Source organism: Arthrobacter sp. UYEF21, assembly GCF_040546085.1.
GTDB lineage: Bacteria > Actinomycetota > Actinomycetes > Actinomycetales > Micrococcaceae > Arthrobacter.
The window spans coordinates 80,161-102,402 of sequence record NZ_JBEPNF010000010.1 but is presented as its reverse complement, the minus strand read 5'-3'; the positions used below and the strand labels follow the sequence as shown (position 1 = coordinate 102,402).

Here is a 22,242-nt window from a genome sequence, read left to right as displayed (position 1 = left end):
GATGTGAGAGCGCGTTTAGCCGGTGTTGCGCAGGCCGGCAGCCACCCCGTTGACGGTGATCAGCATGGCCCGCTGGAGGCGTTCGCCGATCTCGGTATTACTAATGCTTTCGCCGTCAGAACCTTGGACGCCCTGTGCTTCACGCACGCGGCGCAGCAGCTCGACCTGCAGGTAGCTGATGGGGTCGAGGTACTGGTCGCGGATCTCCAGCGAACGCTTGAGCGTGGGATGGGCATCCAGGATGGTGTGCTCGCCGGTGAGGTTCCGGATTTCCGCGACGGTGAGTTCGTACTCCTCGCGGATGTCATGGAACAGGCGGTGCAGCTCCTGCGGAACCAGGGTTGATACGTAGTAGCCGGCGATGTCCAGGTCCGTCTTGGCCAGGGTCATCTCCACGTTGGACAGGACCGACCGGAAGAAATGCCAGTGCCCGATCATTTCCGCAAGCTGGGCGGAGTGGCCGGCTTCGCGGGCCGCCTTCAGGCCGGACCCCACGCCGAACCAGCCCGGCACGATCTGCCGGGACTGGGTCCAGCCGAACACCCATGGAATGGCGCGCAGGCCTTCAAGCCCGGCCCCGGAATCCGGGCGCTTGGACGGACGCGAGCCGATGTTCAGCGAGCCGAGCTGCTCCACCGGAGTCGACGCCAAGAAATAGGCCGGCAGGTCCGGATCGTCGATCAGACGGCGGTACCGGTCGAAGGCTCCGTCGGAGATGGTCTCCATGACGTCTCCGTACCTCCCGCGCTGATCGTCAGACGTCCGGGGGTCGCGGTGCAGGGCCGAACCCTGTAGCACGGCGGCCAGCGAAAGTTCCAGGTTTTCCCGGGCCAGCTCGGGCAGGGAGTACTTGTCCGAGATGACCTCGCCCTGTTCGGTGAACTTGATCTCGCCCTCCAGCACGCCGTTGGGCTGCGCCATGATGGCATCGTACGTAGGGCCGCCGCCGCGGCCCACGGACCCGCCGCGGCCGTGGAACAGCCGGACCCGGACACCGTGCTTGGCCGCGATGTCGCGCAGGTTGCGCTGGGTCTTGTGAATCTCCCACTGGCTGGTCATCACCCCGGATTCCTTGTTGGAGTCCGAGTAACCCAGCATGATTTCCTGGACATCGCCGCGCAGCCGGACCAGGTCGCGGTAGGACGGGACGGACAGCAACTGGTCCACGATTTCCGCCGAGGCGCGCAGTTCCTCGACGGTTTCCAGCAGCGGCGCGAAGCCGATCTTGGCGAAAGGGGCTTGACCGAAGAGGTTGATCAGGCCGGCTTCGCGCGCCAGGACCGCTGCGGCCAGGACGTCGTCCGCGCCGCGGGTCATGGAAATGATGTAGGTCTCGATGACGTCCGGACCGTACAGGCGCAGCGCGCGGCGGATCTCACGGAAGACGTCGTATGTGCCGTCAGCAACACCGTCGAGCTTGATTGGGTGGCCGGACAGCGGACGGCGGGAGGCCAGCTCCGAGCCCAGCACCTCGAATCGCTCGGCGCGGCTGAGCTCGGCGTAGCGGAGGCCCGGGCCGCCAATCCGGTCCATCAGCTGCCCGACGGCGTCGTGGTGGTGGTCCGCGTGCTCGCGGATGTCCAGGGTGGCCAGGTGCAGGCCAAAGGAGGCAACAGCGCGGCGTACGCGGGCCAGCGCACCGTCGGCAACGAGCGACGCCGAGTGGTTGCGGAGGGAAATTTCCAGCAGTTCGAGATCGGCCAGGAGCTCCGCGGTGGAGCTGTAGTCGCGGCCGTGTTCGTGGTTGGAGCCTGCGGCCACGCGCTTGCCTGTGTTGATGAGCTTGGCCTTGATGCAGGTGAGCTTGAGTCGGTAGGGTTCCTGGGCGTTGAGTTCCAGGACACGGCGGTCCAGGCCCGGGAGATTCCTCAGGTCCACATCGATCGAGTCCAGCAGGCCCTGGTCCGTCCCGGCCAGCGAGGTGGAGTTGGAGAGGATGGAGATCAGGTCGTCCATCATCGCAATGCTGATGCGGACGGCGTGCTGGTTCTGGATCTGCAGGATCTCCCGGGTGACTGCGGCCGTGACGTTGGGGTTGCCGTCGCGGTCGCCGCCGATCCAGGAGCCAAACCGGATGGGGGCGGCCTGGGACGAGAGGCTGACGCCGTGTTCGCCCAGCAGGTCCGATAAATCCGAGAGCATCTCCGGCATGGCGTCCGTCAGGATTCCACCGAGATAGTAGATCGCATTACGGGCCTCGTCCACTGGAGTGGGGCGCACCTGGCGCAGCTCGTCGGTCTGCCACATCTGGTCGATGACCTCGGACAGCTGCCGGTCCTGCCGGCGGCGCGCTGTCGTACCTTCCTGGGTGGGTTGGGCCAGGACGTCGGAGAGTTTGCGGATTTTGTCCAGCACCGAGCGGCGGGAGGCCTCGGTGGGGTGAGCGGTGAAGATCGGCCGGACGTCCAGCCCGTTCACTACTTCCTGGAGCCGTTCGGGGCCCGCCTGGGCGGCGATGTCGGCAACGGCCCTGGCCAGCCAGCCGTCCTTTTCCTGTCTGGTCCGCAGGGTACGGACACGGTGGACCTGCTCGGCCGCGTTTGCGAGGTGGAAGAAGAAGGCGAAGGCTCGCACCAGGTCGGTTGCCTGCTCGATCGGCAGGGAGCCGAGCAGTTCGCGGACCTGGTCCACGACGTCGTGCGCGCTCCAGGGGCCCGTGGCATCGGCGCCGCCGCGGGCCGCTTCCTTGGATTCCTTGGTGAGGAGGCGGACCTGCTCCACCAGGGAAAGGAGTTCTGGGCCGTGCTGTCGTACCAGGGATTCACCGAGGAGGGTGGAGACGCGCCGGACGTCTGCCCGCAGTTCGGAAGCGAGGTCGGTTGAGGGATTCACTGCAGTGTTAGCCATGGAAACTATCTTTCGAGGGTTCGGACTTGGCTCGTACACTGCGCTGGATACTGTGAGCCGCGTTACTACCAGTCGATGCTACCTGTCCGGGACGGCGAAGGCGGAATCCGTCTCCGATCATGTCCTTGCCCGCGACGTCCGCCGCAGACGCGGTCTGCTGGGTCGCCGTCCGGGGCGCATCGACTTTGCTGTTCGGCGCAACCACCGATTTGTGGGCCTCACCAGCCGGTGGTACCGAAACCCGGATGGTGATTTTCCTCCGCAGGCGCCGTCTCCGTCACTGCGATCAGGGCCAGGCAAACCACCGGGACCGCGCTGCTTCCAAGATCACGGCTGCTTCAGCGGACAATCTTGAAATTGAAGTCCGGCGTGCCCAGCGCCGACCACAGACGCAGCCATACCGGCAGCATCATTTCAGCGCCGCGGGCTGTGGTGATGTCTCCAAGGTCGATGATGTCACGGTGGCCGAGTGCCTCGAGGAGTTCAGTCACCGTCGTCTTGGCATCGGCGTCATCGCCGGAGACAAACACCGAGTGATCCCCGCCGGCAACCCGCCCAGGGTCGACCATCAGCGCCGCGTTCATGGTGTTCAACGACTTGACCACGCGGGCGTCCGGGAACGAACTCTGGATCCTTTCCGCGTTGCTGTCAGTGTTGACCGGGTTCAGCACCGGCGGCATGCCTTGGGAAAAGTCGAGCGGGTTGGACACGTCCAACACGACTTTCCCGGACAGGTTGGCCGACCCGGCAGCGCTGAGGGCTGCAAGTGCGCCTGCTCCGTTAGTGGCATTCACCACCAACTCGCCGGCAGCTGCGGCATCCGCGAACGATCCCACGGCGATGCGCTGGTTGGCTGCGTGCCATTCACTGAAAGGAGGGGTGCCCATGGCGTCGGGTCCGCTGCGGGCCAACGTCTCCCCGGGATCGCGGGTGCCCACCACCACCTCATGTCCCAGCCTGGACAGTGCACCCGCGAGGGTCCGGCCTACCATGCCCGTGCCAAGAATCGCGATCTTCATGCGTCCGACGTTACTCGCCGGTGGCCGCTTTGCAAGGGCAACTGCGCGCCGCCGCCCGCGTGGAATCAAGGGCGCGGAATGAATTACATACCGCCACGGTTGAAACGCAGGAACCGGAAACCATCCTGGAGGAACCATGAGCACCGCAGCAGCCGCGCAGCTGGAACGCTGGCAGCGTTTCCGCACCAACCGGAACAAAGCCCTCGCCGCCCGCCACGGCTGGCTGACCCTCACCTCCTTCCAGTGGCTGGAATCCGTTCCCGCCGCCGTCGACCTCGCCCCCGGCCTGTGGTCAACGGACGGTACGACGGCGGTCCTCACCGCAGCGGTGCAGGCCGGCCTGACGCTGGTGGCCACCGGTGAGCCCGTTGACGGAACCGTCACCGCCGCCCTCGCCGATGAGGAATCCCTGATGTGGGTGCAGTTCGGCGGCGCGGACGGGCAGCAGGTGGTGGTTGAACTGGCAGTGCGCGCCGACCGGTACGCCATCCGCACCCGGGATTCAGCCTCGCCCGTCCTGACGGAGTTCGACGGCGTCCCCACCTTCGACTACAACCCGCACCTGGTCATTGACGCAACCTACGAGCCGTACCCCGGGCCGGTGGCGATCCCGATTGGAACGGCCAACCCGCTGGTGGATGGCGTTCATTATTCGGTGGGCGAAGTGGTTTTCCGGCTGCCCGGGGTTGACCATGAATACCGCCTGCACGCCGAGGAGGAAAAGCTGGGTGCACTGACCGTCACGTTCCACGACGGCACCAACGGGGACTCAACGGACGAGTGGCGCAAAGTATCCACGCCCCGGCCCAGGGTGGACGCCGCCGGCAACGCAACGGTGGTGCTCGATTTCAACCGTGCCATCAACTACCCCAGCGCGTTCAGCCCGTTCGGGACCTGCCCCATGCCAGTCAAGAACAACAGCCTGGACGCAAAGATTGAGGCCGGCGAGAAGCAGCCAACCTTGGCTGACTGACGTTACACAATCGCCGAGACCCCGGTGACCGCCCGGCCCACGATCAAGGTGTTGATCTCAAACGAGCCTTCATACGTGAAGATTGCTTCGGCGTCGGCGAAGATCTTGGCCATCCGGTAGTCGGTCACGATGCCGTTGCCGCCCAGGATGGACCGGCCCAGCGCCACCGTCTCGCGCATCCGGGCACTGGTGTAGGACTTGGCGAGGGCCACCTGCGGCATGTCGGCGGCGCCGTCGTCCTGCAGTTGGGCGAGCCGCGCCATCATGCCCATGCTCGCCACGGTATTGCCCAGCATGGTCACCAGCTGCTGCTGGATGAGCTGGAACTTCGCCAGCGGCCGGCCGAACTGCCGGCGTTCGACGGCGTACTGCCGGGCGACGTCGAACGCCGCCAGCTGCTGCCCCACGGCTTGCCAGGCCACCATGATCCGCGAGCCACGCAGGAGCTGGTTGGCGTCCTCGAAACTGCTGATCCCGGCAAACCGGTCAGCCTCGGCGACCTGGACGTCCTTGAAAACAATGTCGGCGTTCTGCACCGTCCGCAGCGCGATCTTGTTCTCGATCCGGCTCCTGCTCACCCCAGGCAAGGACGCATCAACAATGAAGCCGCGGACCGCGCCCGGCCCGTCGGCGCCGGCGGATTCGTCCCTGGCCCACACCAGCATGTAGTCGCAGAACGTACCGTTCCCGATCCAGCGCTTGGCGCCGTTGAGCACCCAGGCGTCGCCGTCGTCGTCGGGCTCGCCGGTACTGCTGGAAATCCGCCGGGCACCGGTCTCCATCCCGCCGGCCACGTCGGAGCCGTGCCCGGGCTCGGTCAGGGCGAACGCGCCGGTGATGCGCAGGCTCGAGGCGTCCGCGAGCAGCCGGTCCTTCTGGGCTGCCGAGCCAAAGCCGTAGAGCGACTCGACGAACAGGTCATGGTGGACCAGGAAGAAGGTGGCGATGGAGGTGTCCACGCGGGTCATCTCAGCAATGACCAGGCCTGCGAACAGGTGGCTGTAGCCGCGCTGGGCCGGTGTGCTGAGCTCAAGCGCGGCGAGCTTGGGCAGAAGGTGCGCCGGAAACTCGGCCTTGTTCCACCAGCCGGACGCGTAGGGGGCGATCTCCGCGGCGAGGAATTCGCGCAGCTCGGCCAGCTTGGCCCGCTCCTTCGAGCTGAGGAGGGACTCGAATGCGAAAAAGTCGGCGGTGGGCAGTTCGGTCATTTCGGGCCCATCCGGATGGCGCCGTCGAGCCTGATAGTTTCCCCGTTGAGCATGGCGTTCTCGACGATGTGGGCCACCAGGCTGGCGTATTCGGCCGGCCGGCCCAGGCGGGAAGGATGCGGGACCTGCTGGCCCAGCGAATCCTGCGCGTCCTGCGGGAGGGCGGCCATCATGGGTGTTTCGAAGATGCCCGGAGCGATGGTCACCACCCGCACCAGCGAGCGCGCCAGTTCCCGGGCCAGCGGCAACGTCATGGCGGCGACGGCGCCTTTGGAGGCGGCGTAGGCCGGCTGGCCGATCTGCCCGTCGAAGGCCGCTACGGATGCCGTGTTCACAATGACGCCGCGCTCGGAGCCGCCCAGGCTGGTGCTGACCGGCTCGGTGGCCACCATGGCTGCAGCGGCGAGCCGCAGCACGTTGAACGTCCCGATGAGGTTCACCTGAATCACGCGATTAAAGGTGTACAGAGGGAGAACCCCCTCCCGGCCCAGCACCTTGCCGGGGGTAGCGATACCGGCGCAGTTCACTACAATCCGGAGCGGCCCCAGGGTTACGGCGGTGTCGACTGCGGCCTGCACCTCCGCTTCGTTGGTGACGTCCGCGGGGACAAAGACTGCTCGCTGGCTGGTGCCGGTGCTGGTGCCCCCATCGGTGCTCGCGGCATTCAACTCCTCCGCATAGGCTGCGCCCGCAGCGGACGGCAGGTCGATCATAACCACCGAGGCGCCGTCGTTGAACAGGCGTTTCGCCGTAGCAGCGCCCAAACCGGATGCCCCGCCCGTAATCAGCGCGACCGTACCCTTGACGTCCATACATCCTCCTTGATGCGGCCCCGCATGTATGCCTGCACGGAACATTGGTTAGTGAATGTTAACTGAAATCCATGCGGCCCGCACCCGTACGCCCTCCGAAAGACAACAGTGCGGCGCCGGTTAGGCTGGACGCATGACTCCGCCGGACACCACACCACCTGCCGTCGACTGGCCGGCGCGTGCCAATGAAGCCGCCCGCGCGGTGACGTCACGGTTCGGCCAGCGGCTACTGTTTTTGCCCGGTACGCATTTAGGCTCGGTCCTGTGGCCGTCGAACCGGCTGACGAACCTCGTCAGCCCCTGGCACTACTGGTGGCAGGCGCACTATGTGGACTGCCTGGTGGACACCGGCCGCCGCGAACTGGGCAACGGCGCCACCCCGGCGGCACGCTTCAACGGCCCCGGCAATCCCAGCGCAGGCAAGCTGGCGTCCAGGCTCGTCACGGGCATGAGGATGCGGAACCTCTTTACCTTCGTCAACAACTACTACGACGACATGGCATGGCTGGCCCTTGCCACCCTGCGGCTCCAGTCCCTGGCCGAAGAAACGCGCAAACCGGGCCGCCGCCGCAACGCCCGGATCCACAAAACCCTGACCCTGCAGTTCGAGTCCGCCTCCACCGACGACCTGGGCGGCGGGACCTTCTGGAGCAAGAAGCGCGACTTCAAAAACACCCCGGCAACCGCCCCCGTCGCGCTCTACTACGCCCGCACCAGCCAGCAGGCAAAGGCGCAGCGGCTGGTGGACTGGCTCAATACCGTGCTGTTCGACCAGGCCCAGGGCCTCTACGTCGATGGGGCGCGTCTTAATGCGGCCGGCGAGATAACCGTAGAGAACACCATCTATACCTACAACCAGGGGCCGGTGCTTGGGGCGCTGCTGGAGATCGGCGGCGAGGAAAACCTCGCACGGGCCGCCACCGTGATCGGGGCGGTGGACAGGCATCTGACGGTACCTGCCCACGCAGTGGTGCCCGGGAGTGAACCGGATACCCGCACCAGCATCCTCCGCTGCGATGGAACGGGCGACGGCGGACTCTTCACCGGGATCCTGTGCCGTTACCTGGCGCTCGCCGCCCTCGATGCCAGGCTCCCGGAGGAGGTCCGGTCCACCGCAGCCGAACTCATCACCGCGACGGCGGAGGCCTTCTGGGTGGGCCGGCGGACGGACGGCGGGCCGCTCTTCTCCGTCCACGCAGCACAGCCGGCGGCCGGCACCTACCCGGCGGGCGCCGCCGTCGAACTTTCCACCCAGCTGCAGGCCTGGATGGTACTGGAGGCCGCTGCCAGCCTTAAGTAGCATCCGTCAGCGGGGCAGTGCCGGCAGCTGGCGGACCGGAGCAAGCTGGGCGACCACCAGGACAGCGGTAACGGCACCGGCAGCCATGATGGCGGCGAGCACCACAATCTGAAACCGGCCCGCTTCCAACGGCGAAATCCCACCGAAGATGGCGCCCACGAATGCGCCGGGCAGCGTGACCAGACCCGTAGTTTTGGTCTGGTCGGTGGCTGGAATGAGGGCCGAGCGGACGGAACGCCGGGCGAGATCCAGGGTGGCCCGCCGCGGCGAAGCGCCCAGCGCCAGCCAGCCCTCCACCTCGTCCCAATGGTCGTGGACGGTTTCGGCGAAGCGCCGGCCGGCCAGGACGGCCACAGTCATGGCGTTGCCGATCACTATTCCGCCGATTGCGAGGGCATAGCGGGGACTGAACTCGATGGCACCAGAACCGAAGATGATCAGGAGCGTGGCGCCGACGCCGGCCGCCATGGACCCGCCTACCAGCCCCAGGCGTGGCCAGCTCCAGCCGACCCGCCGGGTGGCGCTGACCGCCGCGACGGCGAACATCACCAGCAACGCCAAGGCAACCCAGCCAGGACTGGTGATGATGCCGCTGAGGACAAAGCTCACCGCCGCCAGCTGGACGGCGCCCCTGAAGATGGCCAGCGCCGGCGAAAACCCGGACGGTACGCGGAAGGCCAGGAGCACCGCCGTAGCCAGCACCAGCAGCAGCCCAACGCCCGCAAGAGTGGGGACGAAGTAGTCGAGCTCAGGCATGGAGTTAGCATATCCACGAGGGCGCCGGCGGCTACTCCCAGCTCCCCAGCCCAAACTAATTACGTCACGCAATAGTTTCGTAATGGATGTGATCCTGATCACATCAGGCCGCATGCGTTTGCTGCCTTAGGTTTGGCTAACCTACAGTTCCAATGTGAGCCACCCCCCGTCCACGGCTCACCAGGGACTCCCGGTCCCCCAACTTTTCCCCAGAAAGCAGCCCTCATGAAGATCCGCAACAGCGCACTGGCCGGCATCGCGCTCGCCGCCACTGCAGCCCTCGGTCTGACCGCCTGTGGCGGCAGCACCACCCCGGCGGCCACCGGTTCCGCGTCCTCGGATGCCAAACCTTCCGGCGAGATTACGGTGTACAACGCCCAGCACGAAAGCCTCACCCAGGAATGGGTCGACGCATTCACGGCTGAGACCGGCGTCAAGGTGACCTTGCGCCAGGGTTCGGACACCGAACTGTCCAACCAGATCGTCCAGGAAGGCGCAGCCTCCCCGGCTGACGTATTCCTCACCGAAAACTCCCCTGCAATGGCGCAGGTTGAAAATGAAGGCCTCTTTGCCGACGTCGACAAGGCCACCGTTGACCAGGTTCCCGCCGAGTTCCGCCCGAGTACCAACAAGTGGACGGGCATCGCCGCCCGCTCCACCGTCCTGGTCTACGACAAAGCCAAGCTGACCGAGGACAAGCTGCCCAAGTCCATGCTGGACCTGGCCAACCCGGAGTGGAAGGGCAAGTGGGCCGCATCGCCGTCCGGCGCCGACTTCCAGGCCATCGTGGCCGCGCTGCTCGAGCTCAAGGGCGAAGCCGCCACCGAGGATTGGCTCAAGGGCATGAAGGAAAACTTCACCGCATACAAGGGCAACAGCACCGCCATGAAAGCAGTCAACGCCGGCGAAATCGATGCCGCCCTGATCTACCACTACTACTACTACGGCGACCAGGCCAAGACCGGCGAGAACTCGAAGAACGTCACGCCGTACTACTTCAAGAACCAGGATCCGGGCGCGTTTGTCTCCGTGTCGGGCGGCGGCGTGCTGAAGACCTCCAAGAATGCGGCCGCCGGGCAGGCGTTCCTGAAGTTCATCACCGGCAAGAAGGGCCAGGAAGTCCTGAAGAACGGCACCTCCTTCGAGTACGCCATCGCCTCTGATGTGCCGGCCAACGACAAGCTGGTTCCGCTCAAGGGCCTGCAGGCTCCCACCGTGGACCCGGCCAAGCTCAACTCCGCCAAGGTCACCGAGATGATGACCAAGGCAGGACTCCTGTAATCCAGTGACCTCCGATCTATCGGCTCCCCCGGCAGCGGGGAGCACGACGACGACGGCGGGCCGGGGCAAGCGCCCCCGCCCGCCTTTCGGCGTTTCCACGGTGTCCATCCTGGCGGTGCTGATCGCCCTGTTTTCCCTCATCCCGCTGGGGTACGTCGTGTACATGACGGCGGCAACGGGGTGGAACACCGCCGTCGAACTGATCTTCCGGCCGCGCGTTGGCGAACTTCTGCTCAACACCATCATGCTGATGGTGATCACCGTTCCGCTCTGCATTTTCCTGGGCGTGGGCGGTGCGTGGCTGGTGGAACGGACGCGTCTGCGTGGCCGGAAGATCTGGGCGGTCCTGTTGGCCGCGCCCCTGGCTATTCCGGCGTTCGTAAACAGCTATGCCTGGGTGTCCGCCGTTCCATCCCTGGAGGGGCTGGGCTCAGGGGTACTGATCGCCACGCTCTCCTATTTCCCCTTGGTGTATATCCCGGCGGCGGCAACGCTCGGCCGCCTTGACCCTGCCATCGAACAGTCCGCCGCCGCACTGGGGCTTGGCAATTGGCGGGTCTTCTTCCGGGTAGTGCTTCCCCAACTGCGCATCGCCATGACCGGCGGTGCGCTGCTGGTGGCGTTGCACCTGCTCGCCGAATATGGCGCGTTCGCGATGATCCGCTTCGATACCTTCACCACCGCGATCATGATCCAGTACCAGTCCACGTTCAACGGTACTGCCGGCAACATGCTGGCCAGTGTGCTGGTGTTTTTCTGCCTGATCCTGCTGGTGGTGGAAGTACGCGGCCGAGGCACAGCACGCTACGCCCGGATCGGCTCGGGCGCCCAGGCCAAGTCACTGCGCCTGCCGCTGCACGCCTACCAGATCCCGGCCCAGCTCGCCCTGCTTGCCCTGACGGCGTTGGCCTTCGGGCTGCCGCTGTTTCTGGTCCTGCGCTGGATCACGGCGGGCGGTTCGGCGATCTGGGTGGCGGACGAGTTCCTGCCGGCCCTGGTGTCCACCCTGGGCTACGGGCTTGCCGGCGCCGTGGTGACCACGGTCGTCGCCTTTCCCATGGCTTTCCTGGCGGTGCGGCACCCCAGTTGGTTCAGCAAATCCCTGGAACTCTCCAACTACGTCACCAGCTCGTTGCCGGGAATTGTGGTGGGTCTGGCGTTTGTGACGGTCAGCATCCGGCTGGTGCCCGGCATCTACCAGAGCGCCGGGGTGCTGGTGGCCGCCTACGTCCTGCTGTTCCTGCCACGGGCGCTGGTGAACCTGCGCGCGGGCCTGTCCCAGGCCCCGAAGGAACTCGACGAAGCGGCCCAGGCTTTGGGCAAACCGCCGTTCCTGTCCTTCATCCGGGTGACGCTGCGGCTCACAGCTCCCGCCGCCGCCGGCGGCGCGGCCCTGGTTTTCCTTGCCATCGCCAACGAGCTCACCGCCACGCTCCTGCTCTCACCGAACGGGACGCGCACACTGGCCACCGAGTTCTGGAGCAAAAGCAGCGAGATCGACTATGCGGGTGCCGCACCGTATGCCTTGCTGATGATCCTGCTCTCCGCCCCCATGACCTACCTTCTCTTCCAGCAGTCCAAGAAAGTGGCCGGACAGTGACCGAACAATCCCCCTCCAGGCTCCCCGGACCGCGGATCGCGCCATCCGTGGAGCCGTCCACGAACAGCCACCTGCAGATAGCGGACGTCACCAAGAATTTCGGGACTCAGGCTGTACTCAAGGGCGTCAACCTGTCCGTGGCCAAGGGCGGCACCACTGCCATTGTGGGCCCCTCCGGGTCCGGCAAGACCACGCTGCTGCGGCTGATCGCGGGATTTGAACACCCCGCCACCGGCACTATCTCGCTCAATGGCACCAAGGTGGCGGGCGACGGCGTTTGGCTCCCGGCCCACAAACGGCATGTGGGGTACGTTGCCCAGGACGGTGCGCTCTTCCCCCATCTCACGGTGGGCCAGAACGTCGCCTTCGGGCTTGACTCAGCCAAGCTGCCGGGCGGCCGCCCGGCAGTGGCTGACCGGATCACGGAGCTGCTGGACATGGTCTCCCTGGACCCCGCCATGGCCAAACGGCGCCCACATCAGCTTTCCGGCGGGCAACAACAGCGTGTGGCCCTGGCCCGCGCACTGGCCCGCGAACCCGAACTCATGCTGCTGGACGAGCCGTTCTCGGCTTTGGACGCGGGGCTGAGGGTGGCAACCCGGCGGGCCGTGGCAAAGGTCCTGAGCGACGCCGGCGTCACCACCATCCTGGTCACCCACGACCAGGCAGAAGCGCTGTCCTTCGCGGACCAGGTGGCCGTGATGCGCGGCGGCAAGCTGGCGCAGATCGGTAACCCGTTTGTGGTCTACACGCGCCCCGCCGACCGTGCCACCGCCGAATTCCTGGGCGACGCCGTGATCCTGGACGCCTGGATGGAGGGCTCACTGGCCACCTGCTCGCTCGGTGCAATCCCCGTCCGCCGGCCACCGGCCCAGGGCCGCGTGCAGGTGATGCTGAGGCCCGAGCAGATCCGCATTGCGGAGGACGGGCCCATCCGCGGCGTCGTGGTGGACACCGACTACTTCGGGCCCGAAACCACCGTGCGGCTCAAGCTGTCCGTACCACCGGGACTGGCCGGCGGCAGCGACCACCGTTATCCCGGCGGCGGCGAGGTCATCACCATCCGGCACTGGAACGCCTCCATTGCACGGCCGGGCATGGAACTTTGCCTGCGCGTGGTGGGCGAAGCGGTGGCGTTTCCCTTGGATCCGGCCGAACCCAACTAGGTAGCGTGACGTTGATTCCTTTGGGTATGGTTTTTTGTCAGACTTGATCCATGGTTTGTCTGGCAAGGGCTTTGGAATTGCGTGACGGGGACCGGGGGGCTTTGGAGGCGTTGACTCGTGGGAATTCTTCCTCCGCGTCGTTGGCGTTGCGGTCGCGCACGGTTTTGTTGGCTGCCGACGGGAGGCGAACTAACCCAGAAGGCGGAACCCTCCCTGAGCCGTCCAATTCCATTCCACCTTCACCATGGCCGCCGATAGGCCCCCATGAGGGTTGCATTCTCCTGCTCCCCTTACGGATGTACACAGATGCCTCTAGGTTCTGCCCACCGCGCGGCGTCCCGGCCGCAGCGTCGGCGGTGTGGCTTACGGTGAAGCCGGGGGGCAAGAGCGAGCCACACCCTCATGGGCTGTTCCTACCTGGCGGTTTGGCCAACGGTCCTTTCGAGCGCCAGCGGAGGCCCGCCCGGCCATCTGAAAGACCCCGGTTTCGCAGCTTCGCGACGCAGCCACCGAAGTGTTTGTCGGCTCACCGACTCCTTCGCGATAACACCGAGAACACCGGTCAAATGAGCGCCTCGGGGGGTGTCATCTGAGCTGACTTGCTGAATCCATCCGCCGTGTCGACCAAGCGATATGCATTGACGAACCCGGCCGTCATGACTGTGATGCTCGCTATGCCGGCAGAGGCGGCCTCGCGCTCCTGCGCCGTGACCACGATTCCAAGCCGCTCTAAATGTCGTTGGACCGTATTCCCTCCGGCTATTTCAAGACTGGCGCCGCCGGGTCCTCGGGTGCGAAGTCGCACGCGCAGGTCGGGGCGAGCGGACGCGATCTCCGCGGCAAGCTCGACCCCGGTCAGTCAGCCACCGATCACGTCGACACTGCCGAAGCCGAAACTTGCCAGTCGCGCGCCGCAGTCTGAGCGCTTCGCCGTGGGATGCAATGCTGAATGTTCCGGAAGGCATCACGGGCGAGGTGCTCCCCACCGCGTAGACCAAGCCGTCGTAACCGAGGATGCGCCCGTCGCGAGAAAGACCTTTTGCCCCTCCGCGTCGATGCGTTCAGCCCAACCGACCATGAGCTCCACATCGAGGTGCAGAACTGATGCGAGGGGCAACTCCGCGCTGTCCCTGCTGCCCGCGGCGACCTCGTGCAGCCGGATGCGTTCGACAAACGTTGCGCCAGCGTTCACCAGGGTCACGCGCCCGCTACGGCCGGCTGCTCGGTTCGCGGCCATGACGCTGGCATAGCCGCCGCCGATAATGATGAGGTCGGTATTCACTCGCATCCTGCTTGCTGCTGTGGCCGGCGACCAGTGATCTGGCACAGCTTGTGATCGACGCCCCCGGCGCGGCCGGTCCACTACGGCGGACCGCGTCCCCATCGATTGTCAGCGCAACTCGGTGACGGCTGAATACTCCGCTCGGTCGGCGCCAGCGCGGCTGTCCCCCACCCGCTCGAGTGCAGTGGCGTTGAAGCCTTTGATGATCAGCCAGAGCGCGAGCGACATCTCCCAGACGAACACGGGCAGCGCGACGAGCAGCCCGATCGGCGAGAACTGCCCGTACAGGCCGAAGATGACCAGCACGGTTGAGAGCGTGATGACCGCGCCACCTACCAGGCCGAGAACCGCGATGATGCGAGGCACGAGGCGGGACGTGTACATGAGCGAAGCCAGCAGGATCGAGCCGATGCCGAGCGCAAAGCCCGGGCCGAACAGGAGCGTAGCGTCTTGCAGCGTCAGCAGGGCAGCCGCGACGACTTCGAGGGTGCCCTCGTCGGCGCCGCGGGGCTGCTGCCGCAGCAGCAGCACGGTGAGCAGGCTGATAGTGCCCACCGCGATGATCGACGCCTCGATGATGCGGGCGGCGACGTAGGCCAGGGCCAACCTTGGGCTCTGGCGCTTGACGACGGGATAGATGGCTACTGCGGTGCCGACGACGGCGATCACGAGCAACGCCTCGAACAGAACACCGACGGCCAACGACGCGTCGCGGCCGGTACCGGTGACGTAGCTGGGCGTGTTCAGCACCGGAGCGTAGAGGAGCCGGGCGACGATCGCGCCGACCTCACTGAGCAGGAACAGACCGCCGATGAGAATCGCAGTTGTGCGTGTGGGGGTCATGAGAACTCCTTGGGGGGTAAGGGTGTACGGTGTACACCAAGATTCAATATACTCTAAGGTGTACGATGTACTCCAGTCAAGGGCAATCCCATTCTCAACCCAAAGGACCGCAATGACTCCAGCGCCGTCCATCCCGCGCCTTCGTCTCAACCGCGATCGCGTGCTTCAGGCCGCCGTGGAGCTCGCCGACGAGATCGGCCTCGAAGCGCTGAGCATGCGCCGGCTCGCCGAGGAGCTCGGGGTCGTACCGATGGCGCTGTACAAGCACGTCGCGAACAAAGAAGAGCTGCTCGACGCGATGGTCGAGGTGATCGTCAAGGAGATCGACCCGCCGATCAGCAGCACCGACTGGAAGACGGCTGTCCGCCTACGAATCATCTCGGCACGGCAGGTGCTAATGCGGCATCCGTGGGCCCGCGCGGTACTTGAGTCGCGCACCAATCACACCCCAACCGTGCTGGACTACATGGAGTCCACGATCGGGATGTTCCTGGCCGGTGGGTTCTCGGTGGACCTCACCCACCACGTCATGCACGCTCTGGGCAGCCGGATGTGGGGCTTCACCCAAGAACTGTTCAACCAACCCACAAGCTCCGGCAGTGCGGCCGCAGCCGAGACGGCCCCCGACGCGCAATCTGCCCAGACCCTCGCCACGGCAGAGCGCTACCCCAACATCGCGCGGATCAGCGGCGCGGCCGCCCACGACGGCACGGTCGTGGCACACGGATGCGACGACAGATTCGAGTTCGAATTCGCCCTTGACCTACTCCTTGACGGTTTCGAGCGGCTCCACCAAACGGGATGGCGTCCGCCGCTGCGAAGCTAACGGTCTACGAAACGGCTGGCACTGTTTCGCTGAATTGCTCCTTTGCCACCGGACCCGCCCCGATCTGCGCCGGCTGCACTCCACGGCAAACTGCGGCCTGCGCGCAGTGCGGGCAGGACCGTCCGCCGACCGCCCGCTGGCCCGAGGGTCCGGTCTGCGACAAGTGTTACACCGCGGCCATGCGCCACCGGGGCGGCTGCGACGGCTGCCACCAACAGCGCCGGCTGGTTGGCCCGCCGGGACCCGGGGCAAGCATCTGCGCCGACTGGCCCGGGATCCCGGGCCATGCATGTGGGCACCGGCTGCGGGATTGAGGACAATCTCTACGAACGGGGCCGGTGCCCGTCCTGCGCGCTTGCCCACAGAACCGTCGGCTCCTGGCCGCCGCTTCAGGGCAGCTCCCGACCGCCTTGGTGCCCGTCCATGAATCGATCACCGCCACCACTCCCCCGCGTTCGGCGCTGAACTGGTTGCATCAAGGAGCCGGCGCCCCGATCTTGCCGGGCTGGCCGCGGGAACGCTGGCCATCAGCCACGACGCCCTGGATACCCACCCGAATCCGAGCGCAGCCGCCTACCTAAGGTGGCTTGTGGAAAAGCGACATATCCGACGCCAAGGTTTTGCGGATCGTCGTAGTGGCCCGTATTTGCCGGGTTTGATGTGGCGATTCGCACCTGGTGGACACAACACCAGCGCAGACAGCAAGAAGCTCCGCAGCACGTGTCAGTGATGCGGAGACTTCCTGGCAACCCCTCCGCACCGGAATCCGTCCCAGTGCCGCTTTCATGACGGGCTGGCTGCACGAAGTGGTGGTCACCGTCGTCCCTGCGGCGCTGGCCGCCTTCACTGGCGCGGTACTCCAAGACCTGCCTCTGACACTCGACGGCGGGGGCGGGGGGGCGGGGGCGTCGCACCAAAAGTGCGGCACGCCGTCGTACTTTCGCGGAACGATGCGGACGTCAGCGGCCCAGGAGCCACCCGCCGCGCACTTTAGCCGTGGCTGCGAATCAGGTTGGCAATCTCCACGAAGCCCAGGCGATCCGCGTTCTGCAGGGCAGTGCGCGCCTCGGGGTCCCGAATGGTATGGTCCCCGCCGGCGTCCAGGAGCTGGCGCACCACCTCCTGCTGTCTGACGCCACCGTCGTTGAGCAGGATGGCCTCCTGCATGGCGGTCCAGCCCAGCCTGTTCACGTGGTTCACGGGCACCCCGGCGGCCAGGAGGATCTGCACCGTCTCCACATGGCCGTGCTCGCTGGCGGGAATCAGTGCAGTACCGCCGTAACGGTTGGTGCTGGTCACGTCTGCGCCGGCTGCAAGCGTCAGCTGGAGCATCTCATTGAATCCCTCGGCGCCGGCGTAGAGGAACGCGGAATCCTCGATGGCGTCTTTGGCGTTCACATTGGCGCCGTGGCCGATGAGTTCGCCGGCCAGCGCGACGTTGTTGGTCTTTGCGGCGACGATCAGTTTTTGGTCCAGCTGTGCCTGGGCCGTCGCGGACAGGGCTGGCGGCGTGGTGGGTGCCGCTGTGGTGTGAGCGGTCAGTGATAACGGGGACGAGGCTGTTGTTACGGACGAGGGCGACTCCAGCCGTTGCGGCTCACCTGGATTTGTCTGGCAGGCGGCCAGGAACGCCGCGAGACCCGCCACGATCAGAACCGCTGCTGCCTTGGGGGCCCGGCGGCACATGCTGAACGGTGTCATGGATCCGAGCCTACTTGGCAGCGCCCGCGACCGCTGCACCGATGGCCTCGGCACCTGCGGTGGCGCAGGCCTCGTCCAAAGTGCCGTCAGGGGCGCCCCCCACTCCGATGCCCGCCACGGAAACGCCGTTGACTTTAAGCGGGACGCCACCGGCCAAAAAGAGGGTGCCGGGGAGGTCGGCGATGCTGGGTCCGTTGCCGTTGATGCGCTTGGCCAGCTCGCTTGTTGGTGCACCGAAGGCGGCCGCGGTGTAGGCCTTCTGCTTGGCAGCGTCAATCGTATGCTCAGCGGCGTTGTCTCCGCGCAGGAGAGCCTGGACGGTACCAAACCTGTCAACCAGGGCCACAGTGACGAACGGCAACTTGTCCGCCTGGCATTTCGCGAGGGCTGCCTGGACGGCGTCCGACGAGGCGCCCACGGTGATGCGGTTCTGCGCGACCACGATACCCGGCGCCTGGGGAATATCAAGGGCGGGTACGGCGGCGCGGGCGGCCATTTGGCTGGTCCCGGCATTGGCGGCAGCGGTCAGGCCACCAGTCAGGAGCAATGCTCCGGCGGCAGCAACGGCGGCAATCTTGTTCGGCTTTTTCATGGGTTCTCCTTGAATTTCAGTTGGTGGCTCAACCAGACCGTGGCCTGGGCCCGGCCCGTGACCTCGTCTCCATCCTGTCCCGCCCAGCCGCGGCGGACATCGGGCCTTCGGTTGCATCCCGCTCCTCCGGAAGGCCAGCAGCGTCAGCCAAAAGGCTGAGAGACCAGCAACGGCGGGGGCCCTAGCATTGGAGGGGAACTCCCCTGACCAGAACCGGACAACATGCCCTCGCCAGCCACTGCCCTTGAAACCCCACCCGCCGGACCTGCTGCGAAGCCCGGCCGGCTCGGCCGGATCGACGCCGCGGTCCACCTCGGCTTTGCGTTGCTGTTAGTCGCATCGGCCGTCCGCTATGTCATGCGGCATAGCCTGCCAGACAACTTCCTGGTCCTCGGACTGGCCGGAGCGGTATGCGCCCTGTACGCGGTGATCGCTGTACTGGCCCGGCAGAAACGTCCGTGGGCGGTCTGGATGCTTGTACTTGTGGCCGTGTGGGGGGTCCTGGTCATTTCCGCCCCCAGCTTTGCGTGGTGTTCCTTTGCGATCTTTTTTCTGTGCCGGACAGCGTTCACGGGCGCCCTGAGTTACCTTGCGGCAGGCGCGGTGGCGGCCGCCACCGCCGTCGGGCTTTTTCGCCTGAGCGCCGGCACGGACCTGGCCATGCTGCTGGGGCCCCTAGCAGTCGGAGTGATGCTGACAATGATCTATGACCGGATCGAGCACGACTCCGCCGAGCAGCGCCGGCTCCACGCTGCAGTATCGCAGGCACAAGGACAACTGAAGGCCAGCGAACGCCGCGCCGGGACCATCGCCGAACGCGAGCGGGTATCACGCGAGATCCACGACACCGTGGCTCAAGGCCTTGCCAGCAGCCTGCTGCTCCTGGAAGCCGCCAAACGCTCGTGGCCCGGCGCGGCATCCCGCCGCGACGTCGATCGGGCCGCCGAACTGACGCGGCGGAACCTCTCCGAAACCCGTAGCCTTGTCCACGAGCTCGCTTCCCCGGGGCTCGACGCCTCGCCGCTGCCCGAGGCCCTGCGTCAGGCCGCCACTCAGTATGTCCCGAACGCCAGGCTCCTGCTCACCGGCGAGCTGAGGGACGTCCCGGCGGAGGTCCGGCACACGCTGCTCCGGGTGGTCCAGAGCGCGGCCGCGAACATTCAACAACACGCAAACGCCACCGCCACAACCGTAACGCTGGGTTTCCTTCCGGATTCCGTCACCTTGGACATTTACGACGACGGAACCGGGTTTAACCCGTTGGCGGCAGCACCGCCATCGGACGCCGGAGGCTACGGACTGCGGGCCATGCGCCAGCGCGTGGAACAGCTGGGCGGGGAATTCTCGGTGGAAAGTTCCCCCGGACAGGGCACCATCGTGGCGGCCCAGGTACCCGCCCAACACCCCATGCAGCTACCAGCGCAGCGAACCAACCAGGAAGAGTCATGAGAACCATCAGCGTCCTCCTCGTGGACGACCATCTGGTGGTCAGGAGCGGACTCCGCTCGTTGCTGGGCACGCAGCCTGACTTTGAGGTGGTGGCCGAGGCCGCCTCTGGCGAAGAAGCCCTCAAGCTGGCGGACCAGCACTCGCCTGCTGTGGTGGTGATGGACTTGGCCATGGGCGCCGGGATGGACGGGATCGAGGCCATTAAGCAATTGCGGCAGCGCAACGGCCGGCAGGCCATTCTTGTCTTCACCACCTACGATTCAGACGCGGACATCGTGCGGGCAGTGGACGCCGGGGCAATGGGCTACCTGCTCAAGGACGCAGCCCCGGACGAAATCTTCGCCGCCCTCCGTGGCGCCGTGCAGGGAAAGTCCGTGATGAGCGCACCGGTAGCTTCCCGGCTTTTCCAGCAGCTGCGGAATCCCGGCGACGTCCTGACGCCGCGGGAGGCCGAGTTGCTGAGCCTCCTGACCCAAGGGCTCAGCAACCGGGAGCTGGGCCAGCAACTCTTCATCTCCGAAGCCACGGTCAAGACCCACCTGGCCCACATTTACGCCAAGCTGGGGGTGGAAACCCGTGCCGCAGCCATCGCCACTGCCATCCGCAGGGAGGGTATGCGCTAGGAGACTGTCGAATCAGTCGCGGGCGCTAACGCGGGTCGGCTGGACTGGTAGAGCCCGTGGTTAGGACTGGCCTTATGCAGGACATGAAGACGCGGAACCCGGGTATTTGGATATGGATGCGCTGACCGGGGAATTGTTGGCTCCGGGCTCCGGGCTGCGTCTTTGCATTCTGATCCCCTCGCGGCGGCGCCGGCCTTCTGCTCCGGCGCCGGTCATTGGGTCGTTGCACGCATTGGAGGCCTTGAAGGCCTTTCGGACCGGGAGGCCCCGGAGGCGTTGACAGACGATCTGCGGTGGAAGGCCGCGTGCGGGTACCGGTTTACTGATAAGGCGTTCCATCCGAGCTGCAAGCTGCGGGAGCGCCGACCTTGCTGCCACCCCGTGGTCGGTTTAATTTTCCGGACTACGGAGTTCCGGGCGTTCGTCTCTTTGCTACACGCGGAACCAACGGTCCAGCCAGCCAAGGCTGCATGCCCGAACCAAAGTAACAATTCGTTTTTAGGCCTTTCTGAAAAAATACGTTGACAGTGATTCAAGTCACTCTTAACTTTGATTTGGGATCCCAAGCTCCCCCCAACGAGGGCGCGGCCAGGATCGGTCCAAGGGCGAGTCCGGCACCGGCGACGCCTCCAACACAACAGGTCCACGCCGCGACCGACCAGCCCTCAGCCGACTGGGGGCGAGCGCACGTTGGCCAAGGAACCCGATCCCGAACCTCGAAGAAGGAACCAACCGCATGAAGTTTGCACGCCTCGGCCCCGTCGGAGCCGAAACCCCCGCCATCATGAATGGTGGTAGTTACTACTCCCTAGCCGGACTGACCCCGGACCTAAACCCCAACTTCTGGTCCTCGGGCGGCCCCGGCCGTGCAGCAGCGGCCCTGGCTGCCGGGGAACTACCGAAACTGGATGCCGTGAGCCTCCGAATCGGGGCGCCAATCACCCGGCCGTCTTCAGTGTTTTGCGTCGGCTTGAACTACGCCGCTCACGCCGCTGAGTCCGGTTCCGAACCACCCGTGGCACCGATCCTGTTCCAAAAGGCTGCCAACACCGTCGTAGGACCCAACGACGCCGTCGTGATCCCCCGCGCTTCCACCACCACGGACTGGGAAGTCGAACTGGGCGTTGTCATCGGCACCCGCGCGTCATACCTCAATTCACCATCGGATGCGCTCAGTCACATCGCCGGCTTTGTCACGGTCAACGACCTGTCCGAGCGGACCTTCCAGCTGGAGGGCTCCGGCGGTCAATGGTCCAAAGGCAAGAGCTGTGCCGGGTTCTGCCCCACCGGTCCATACTTGGTCACCCCCGAGGAAGTGGACCCAGGCGACCTCCGGCTGCGCACATGGGTAAACGGTGAACCCCGCCAAGACTCCACCACGCAAGACCTGATTTTCGACGTGGCCACCATCATCCATGACCTCAGCCAGTACCTCGTCCTGGAAGCGGGCGACTTGATCTGCACCGGAACGCCGGAGGGCGTGGCCTTGTCCGGACGCTTCCCTTATCTAAAAGCCGGGGACGTGGTGGAGGTAGAGGTGGCTGGCCTTGGACGCCAGCGGCAGGAATTCATTCAAGCCTAGAAGTACAGTCGCGTTTATTCTTGGCGCTGTCGGCGTTTTAATCGTGTGATGTCTCCAAAGTTTGGTAACAGTTCCGCCTCGAGACTTCGGTGACACTTGCTGTCTCTAGACATCGGTAACAGTTTTCTCTGCCTGCCTATCTGCGGAAGTGGGTGCGTGCCTTGCCCATCCGGACGTAAGTGGTTCCTTCGGCGGCCAGAAGTACTCTGCGAGGACCTCCCCTCCGGTTTTGGCGGAGCACGACGCCGTCAAGGTCCCAGGCGGCAATGACGACTAGTCCGCCCATCCGCTTGGTCACGGAGTACAGGGTCCTGCCGATGCCGACCATGTCCCCGGGCAACCGCGTTGGCGAAGTGTCGGACGGCGTGAGCGTGGCTCCAGG

Annotated in this window: 20 protein-coding genes; 10 read left to right on the top strand and 10 right to left on the bottom strand. The window is 65.7% G+C overall.

Annotated elements, in window-relative coordinates:
- Positions 1–15: 15 nt before the first annotated feature.
- Positions 16–2,847 (bottom strand): phosphoenolpyruvate carboxylase, encoded by a 2,832-nt coding sequence (ppc, locus tag ABIB27_RS11940; RefSeq protein ID WP_354253918.1) that lies wholly within the window; start codon positions 2,845–2,847, stop codon positions 16–18.
- Between the two features lie 338 nt (positions 2,848–3,185).
- Entirely contained in the window at positions 3,186–3,866 is a 681-nt protein-coding gene (locus tag ABIB27_RS11935) for an NADPH-dependent F420 reductase (protein WP_354253917.1), read from the bottom strand.
- A gap of 136 nt (positions 3,867–4,002) precedes the next feature.
- Here ABIB27_RS11935 and ABIB27_RS11930 point away from each other — a divergent pair, with 136 nt between their 5' ends.
- Positions 4,003–4,839: a DUF1684 domain-containing protein gene (locus ABIB27_RS11930; protein ID WP_354253916.1), complete on the top strand. Its 837-nt coding sequence runs from the start codon at positions 4,003–4,005 to the stop codon at positions 4,837–4,839.
- Positions 4,840–4,841: 2 nt separating this feature from the next.
- Here the strand turns inward: ABIB27_RS11930 and ABIB27_RS11925 are convergent, their stop codons facing one another.
- Complete coding sequence (locus ABIB27_RS11925; RefSeq protein WP_354253915.1) at positions 4,842–6,047, bottom strand: acyl-CoA dehydrogenase family protein; 1,206 nt, start codon at positions 6,045–6,047, stop codon at positions 4,842–4,844.
- On the bottom strand, positions 6,044–6,859 hold the full coding sequence (locus tag ABIB27_RS11920; RefSeq protein WP_354253914.1) for an SDR family NAD(P)-dependent oxidoreductase: 816 nt from the start codon (positions 6,857–6,859) through the stop codon (positions 6,044–6,046). Before ABIB27_RS11920 ends, ABIB27_RS11925 begins: the two co-directional genes overlap by 4 nt.
- A gap of 133 nt (positions 6,860–6,992) precedes the next feature.
- Between ABIB27_RS11920 and ABIB27_RS11915 the strand changes: the two genes are divergently transcribed.
- On the top strand, positions 6,993–8,159 hold the full coding sequence (locus ABIB27_RS11915) for a glycoside hydrolase family 76 protein (protein WP_354253913.1): 1,167 nt from the start codon (positions 6,993–6,995) through the stop codon (positions 8,157–8,159).
- 6 nt (positions 8,160–8,165) lie between these two features.
- Here ABIB27_RS11915 and ABIB27_RS11910 read toward each other — a convergent pair whose 3' ends face one another.
- Entirely contained in the window at positions 8,166–8,915 is a 750-nt protein-coding gene (locus tag ABIB27_RS11910) for an ABC transporter permease (RefSeq protein ID WP_354253912.1), read from the bottom strand.
- A 225-nt stretch (positions 8,916–9,140) separates the two neighbouring features.
- Between ABIB27_RS11910 and ABIB27_RS11905 the strand changes: the two genes are divergently transcribed.
- The 4 genes from ABIB27_RS11905 to ABIB27_RS11890 all read left to right on the top strand — a co-directional run bounded on the left by ABIB27_RS11905 (position 9,141) and on the right by ABIB27_RS11890 (position 13,884).
- Positions 9,141–10,196, top strand: a complete 1,056-nt coding sequence (locus ABIB27_RS11905) for an iron ABC transporter substrate-binding protein (RefSeq protein ID WP_354253911.1) — start codon at positions 9,141–9,143, stop codon at positions 10,194–10,196.
- A gap of 4 nt (positions 10,197–10,200) precedes the next feature.
- A complete protein-coding gene (locus ABIB27_RS11900) occupies positions 10,201–11,796 on the top strand; it encodes an ABC transporter permease (RefSeq protein WP_354253910.1) in 1,596 nt (531 codons plus the stop codon).
- A complete protein-coding gene (locus ABIB27_RS11895; RefSeq protein ID WP_354216506.1) occupies positions 11,793–12,962 on the top strand; it encodes an ABC transporter ATP-binding protein in 1,170 nt (389 codons plus the stop codon). Before ABIB27_RS11900 ends, ABIB27_RS11895 begins: the two co-directional genes overlap by 4 nt.
- Positions 12,963–13,695: 733 nt before the next feature.
- Positions 13,696–13,884, top strand: a complete 189-nt coding sequence (locus ABIB27_RS11890; RefSeq protein ID WP_354253909.1) for a hypothetical protein — start codon at positions 13,696–13,698, stop codon at positions 13,882–13,884.
- Between the two features lie 42 nt (positions 13,885–13,926).
- Here the strand turns inward: ABIB27_RS11890 and ABIB27_RS11885 are convergent, their stop codons facing one another.
- Together ABIB27_RS11885 and ABIB27_RS11880 are read right to left on the bottom strand one after the other, a co-directional pair.
- A complete protein-coding gene (locus ABIB27_RS11885; RefSeq protein ID WP_354253908.1) occupies positions 13,927–14,244 on the bottom strand; it encodes an FAD-dependent oxidoreductase in 318 nt (105 codons plus the stop codon).
- Between the two features lie 108 nt (positions 14,245–14,352).
- On the bottom strand, positions 14,353–15,087 hold the full coding sequence (locus tag ABIB27_RS11880; RefSeq protein WP_354217167.1) for a DUF4386 domain-containing protein: 735 nt from the start codon (positions 15,085–15,087) through the stop codon (positions 14,353–14,355).
- Between the two features lie 112 nt (positions 15,088–15,199).
- Here ABIB27_RS11880 and ABIB27_RS11875 point away from each other — a divergent pair, with 112 nt between their 5' ends.
- Complete coding sequence (locus ABIB27_RS11875) at positions 15,200–15,913, top strand: TetR/AcrR family transcriptional regulator (protein WP_354217166.1); 714 nt, start codon at positions 15,200–15,202, stop codon at positions 15,911–15,913.
- A gap of 990 nt (positions 15,914–16,903) precedes the next feature.
- Here the strand turns inward: ABIB27_RS11875 and ABIB27_RS11870 are convergent.
- Both ABIB27_RS11870 and ABIB27_RS11865 read right to left on the bottom strand, forming a co-directional pair.
- Positions 16,904–17,614: an ankyrin repeat domain-containing protein gene (locus ABIB27_RS11870; protein ID WP_354217164.1), complete on the bottom strand. Its 711-nt coding sequence runs from the start codon at positions 17,612–17,614 to the stop codon at positions 16,904–16,906.
- A 10-nt stretch (positions 17,615–17,624) separates the two neighbouring features.
- A complete protein-coding gene (locus ABIB27_RS11865; protein ID WP_354217163.1) occupies positions 17,625–18,206 on the bottom strand; it encodes a GlcG/HbpS family heme-binding protein in 582 nt (193 codons plus the stop codon).
- Positions 18,207–18,428: 222 nt separating this feature from the next.
- On the opposite strand from ABIB27_RS11865, the gene ABIB27_RS11860 reads away from it, so the two are divergent.
- The 3 genes from ABIB27_RS11860 to ABIB27_RS11845 all read left to right on the top strand — a co-directional run bounded on the left by ABIB27_RS11860 (position 18,429) and on the right by ABIB27_RS11845 (position 21,860).
- Positions 18,429–19,655 carry a sensor histidine kinase gene (locus ABIB27_RS11860; RefSeq protein ID WP_354217162.1) on the top strand — a complete coding sequence of 409 codons (1,227 nt, stop codon included), beginning with the start codon at positions 18,429–18,431 and terminating at the stop codon, positions 19,653–19,655.
- Complete coding sequence (locus ABIB27_RS11855) at positions 19,652–20,278, top strand: response regulator (RefSeq protein ID WP_354217160.1); 627 nt, start codon at positions 19,652–19,654, stop codon at positions 20,276–20,278. The genes ABIB27_RS11860 and ABIB27_RS11855 overlap by 4 nt, the downstream gene beginning before the upstream one ends.
- Before the next feature lie 736 nt (positions 20,279–21,014).
- The gene (locus ABIB27_RS11845) at positions 21,015–21,860 is read left to right on the top strand and encodes a fumarylacetoacetate hydrolase family protein (RefSeq protein WP_354253907.1); all 846 of its coding nucleotides are present in this window, start codon (positions 21,015–21,017) and stop codon (positions 21,858–21,860) included.
- Between the two features lie 136 nt (positions 21,861–21,996).
- On the opposite strand, the gene ABIB27_RS11840 is transcribed toward ABIB27_RS11845, so the two are convergent.
- Positions 21,997–22,188 carry a hypothetical protein gene (locus tag ABIB27_RS11840; protein ID WP_354253906.1) on the bottom strand — a complete coding sequence of 64 codons (192 nt, stop codon included), beginning with the start codon at positions 22,186–22,188 and terminating at the stop codon, positions 21,997–21,999.
- Positions 22,189–22,242: the final 54 nt, after the last annotated feature.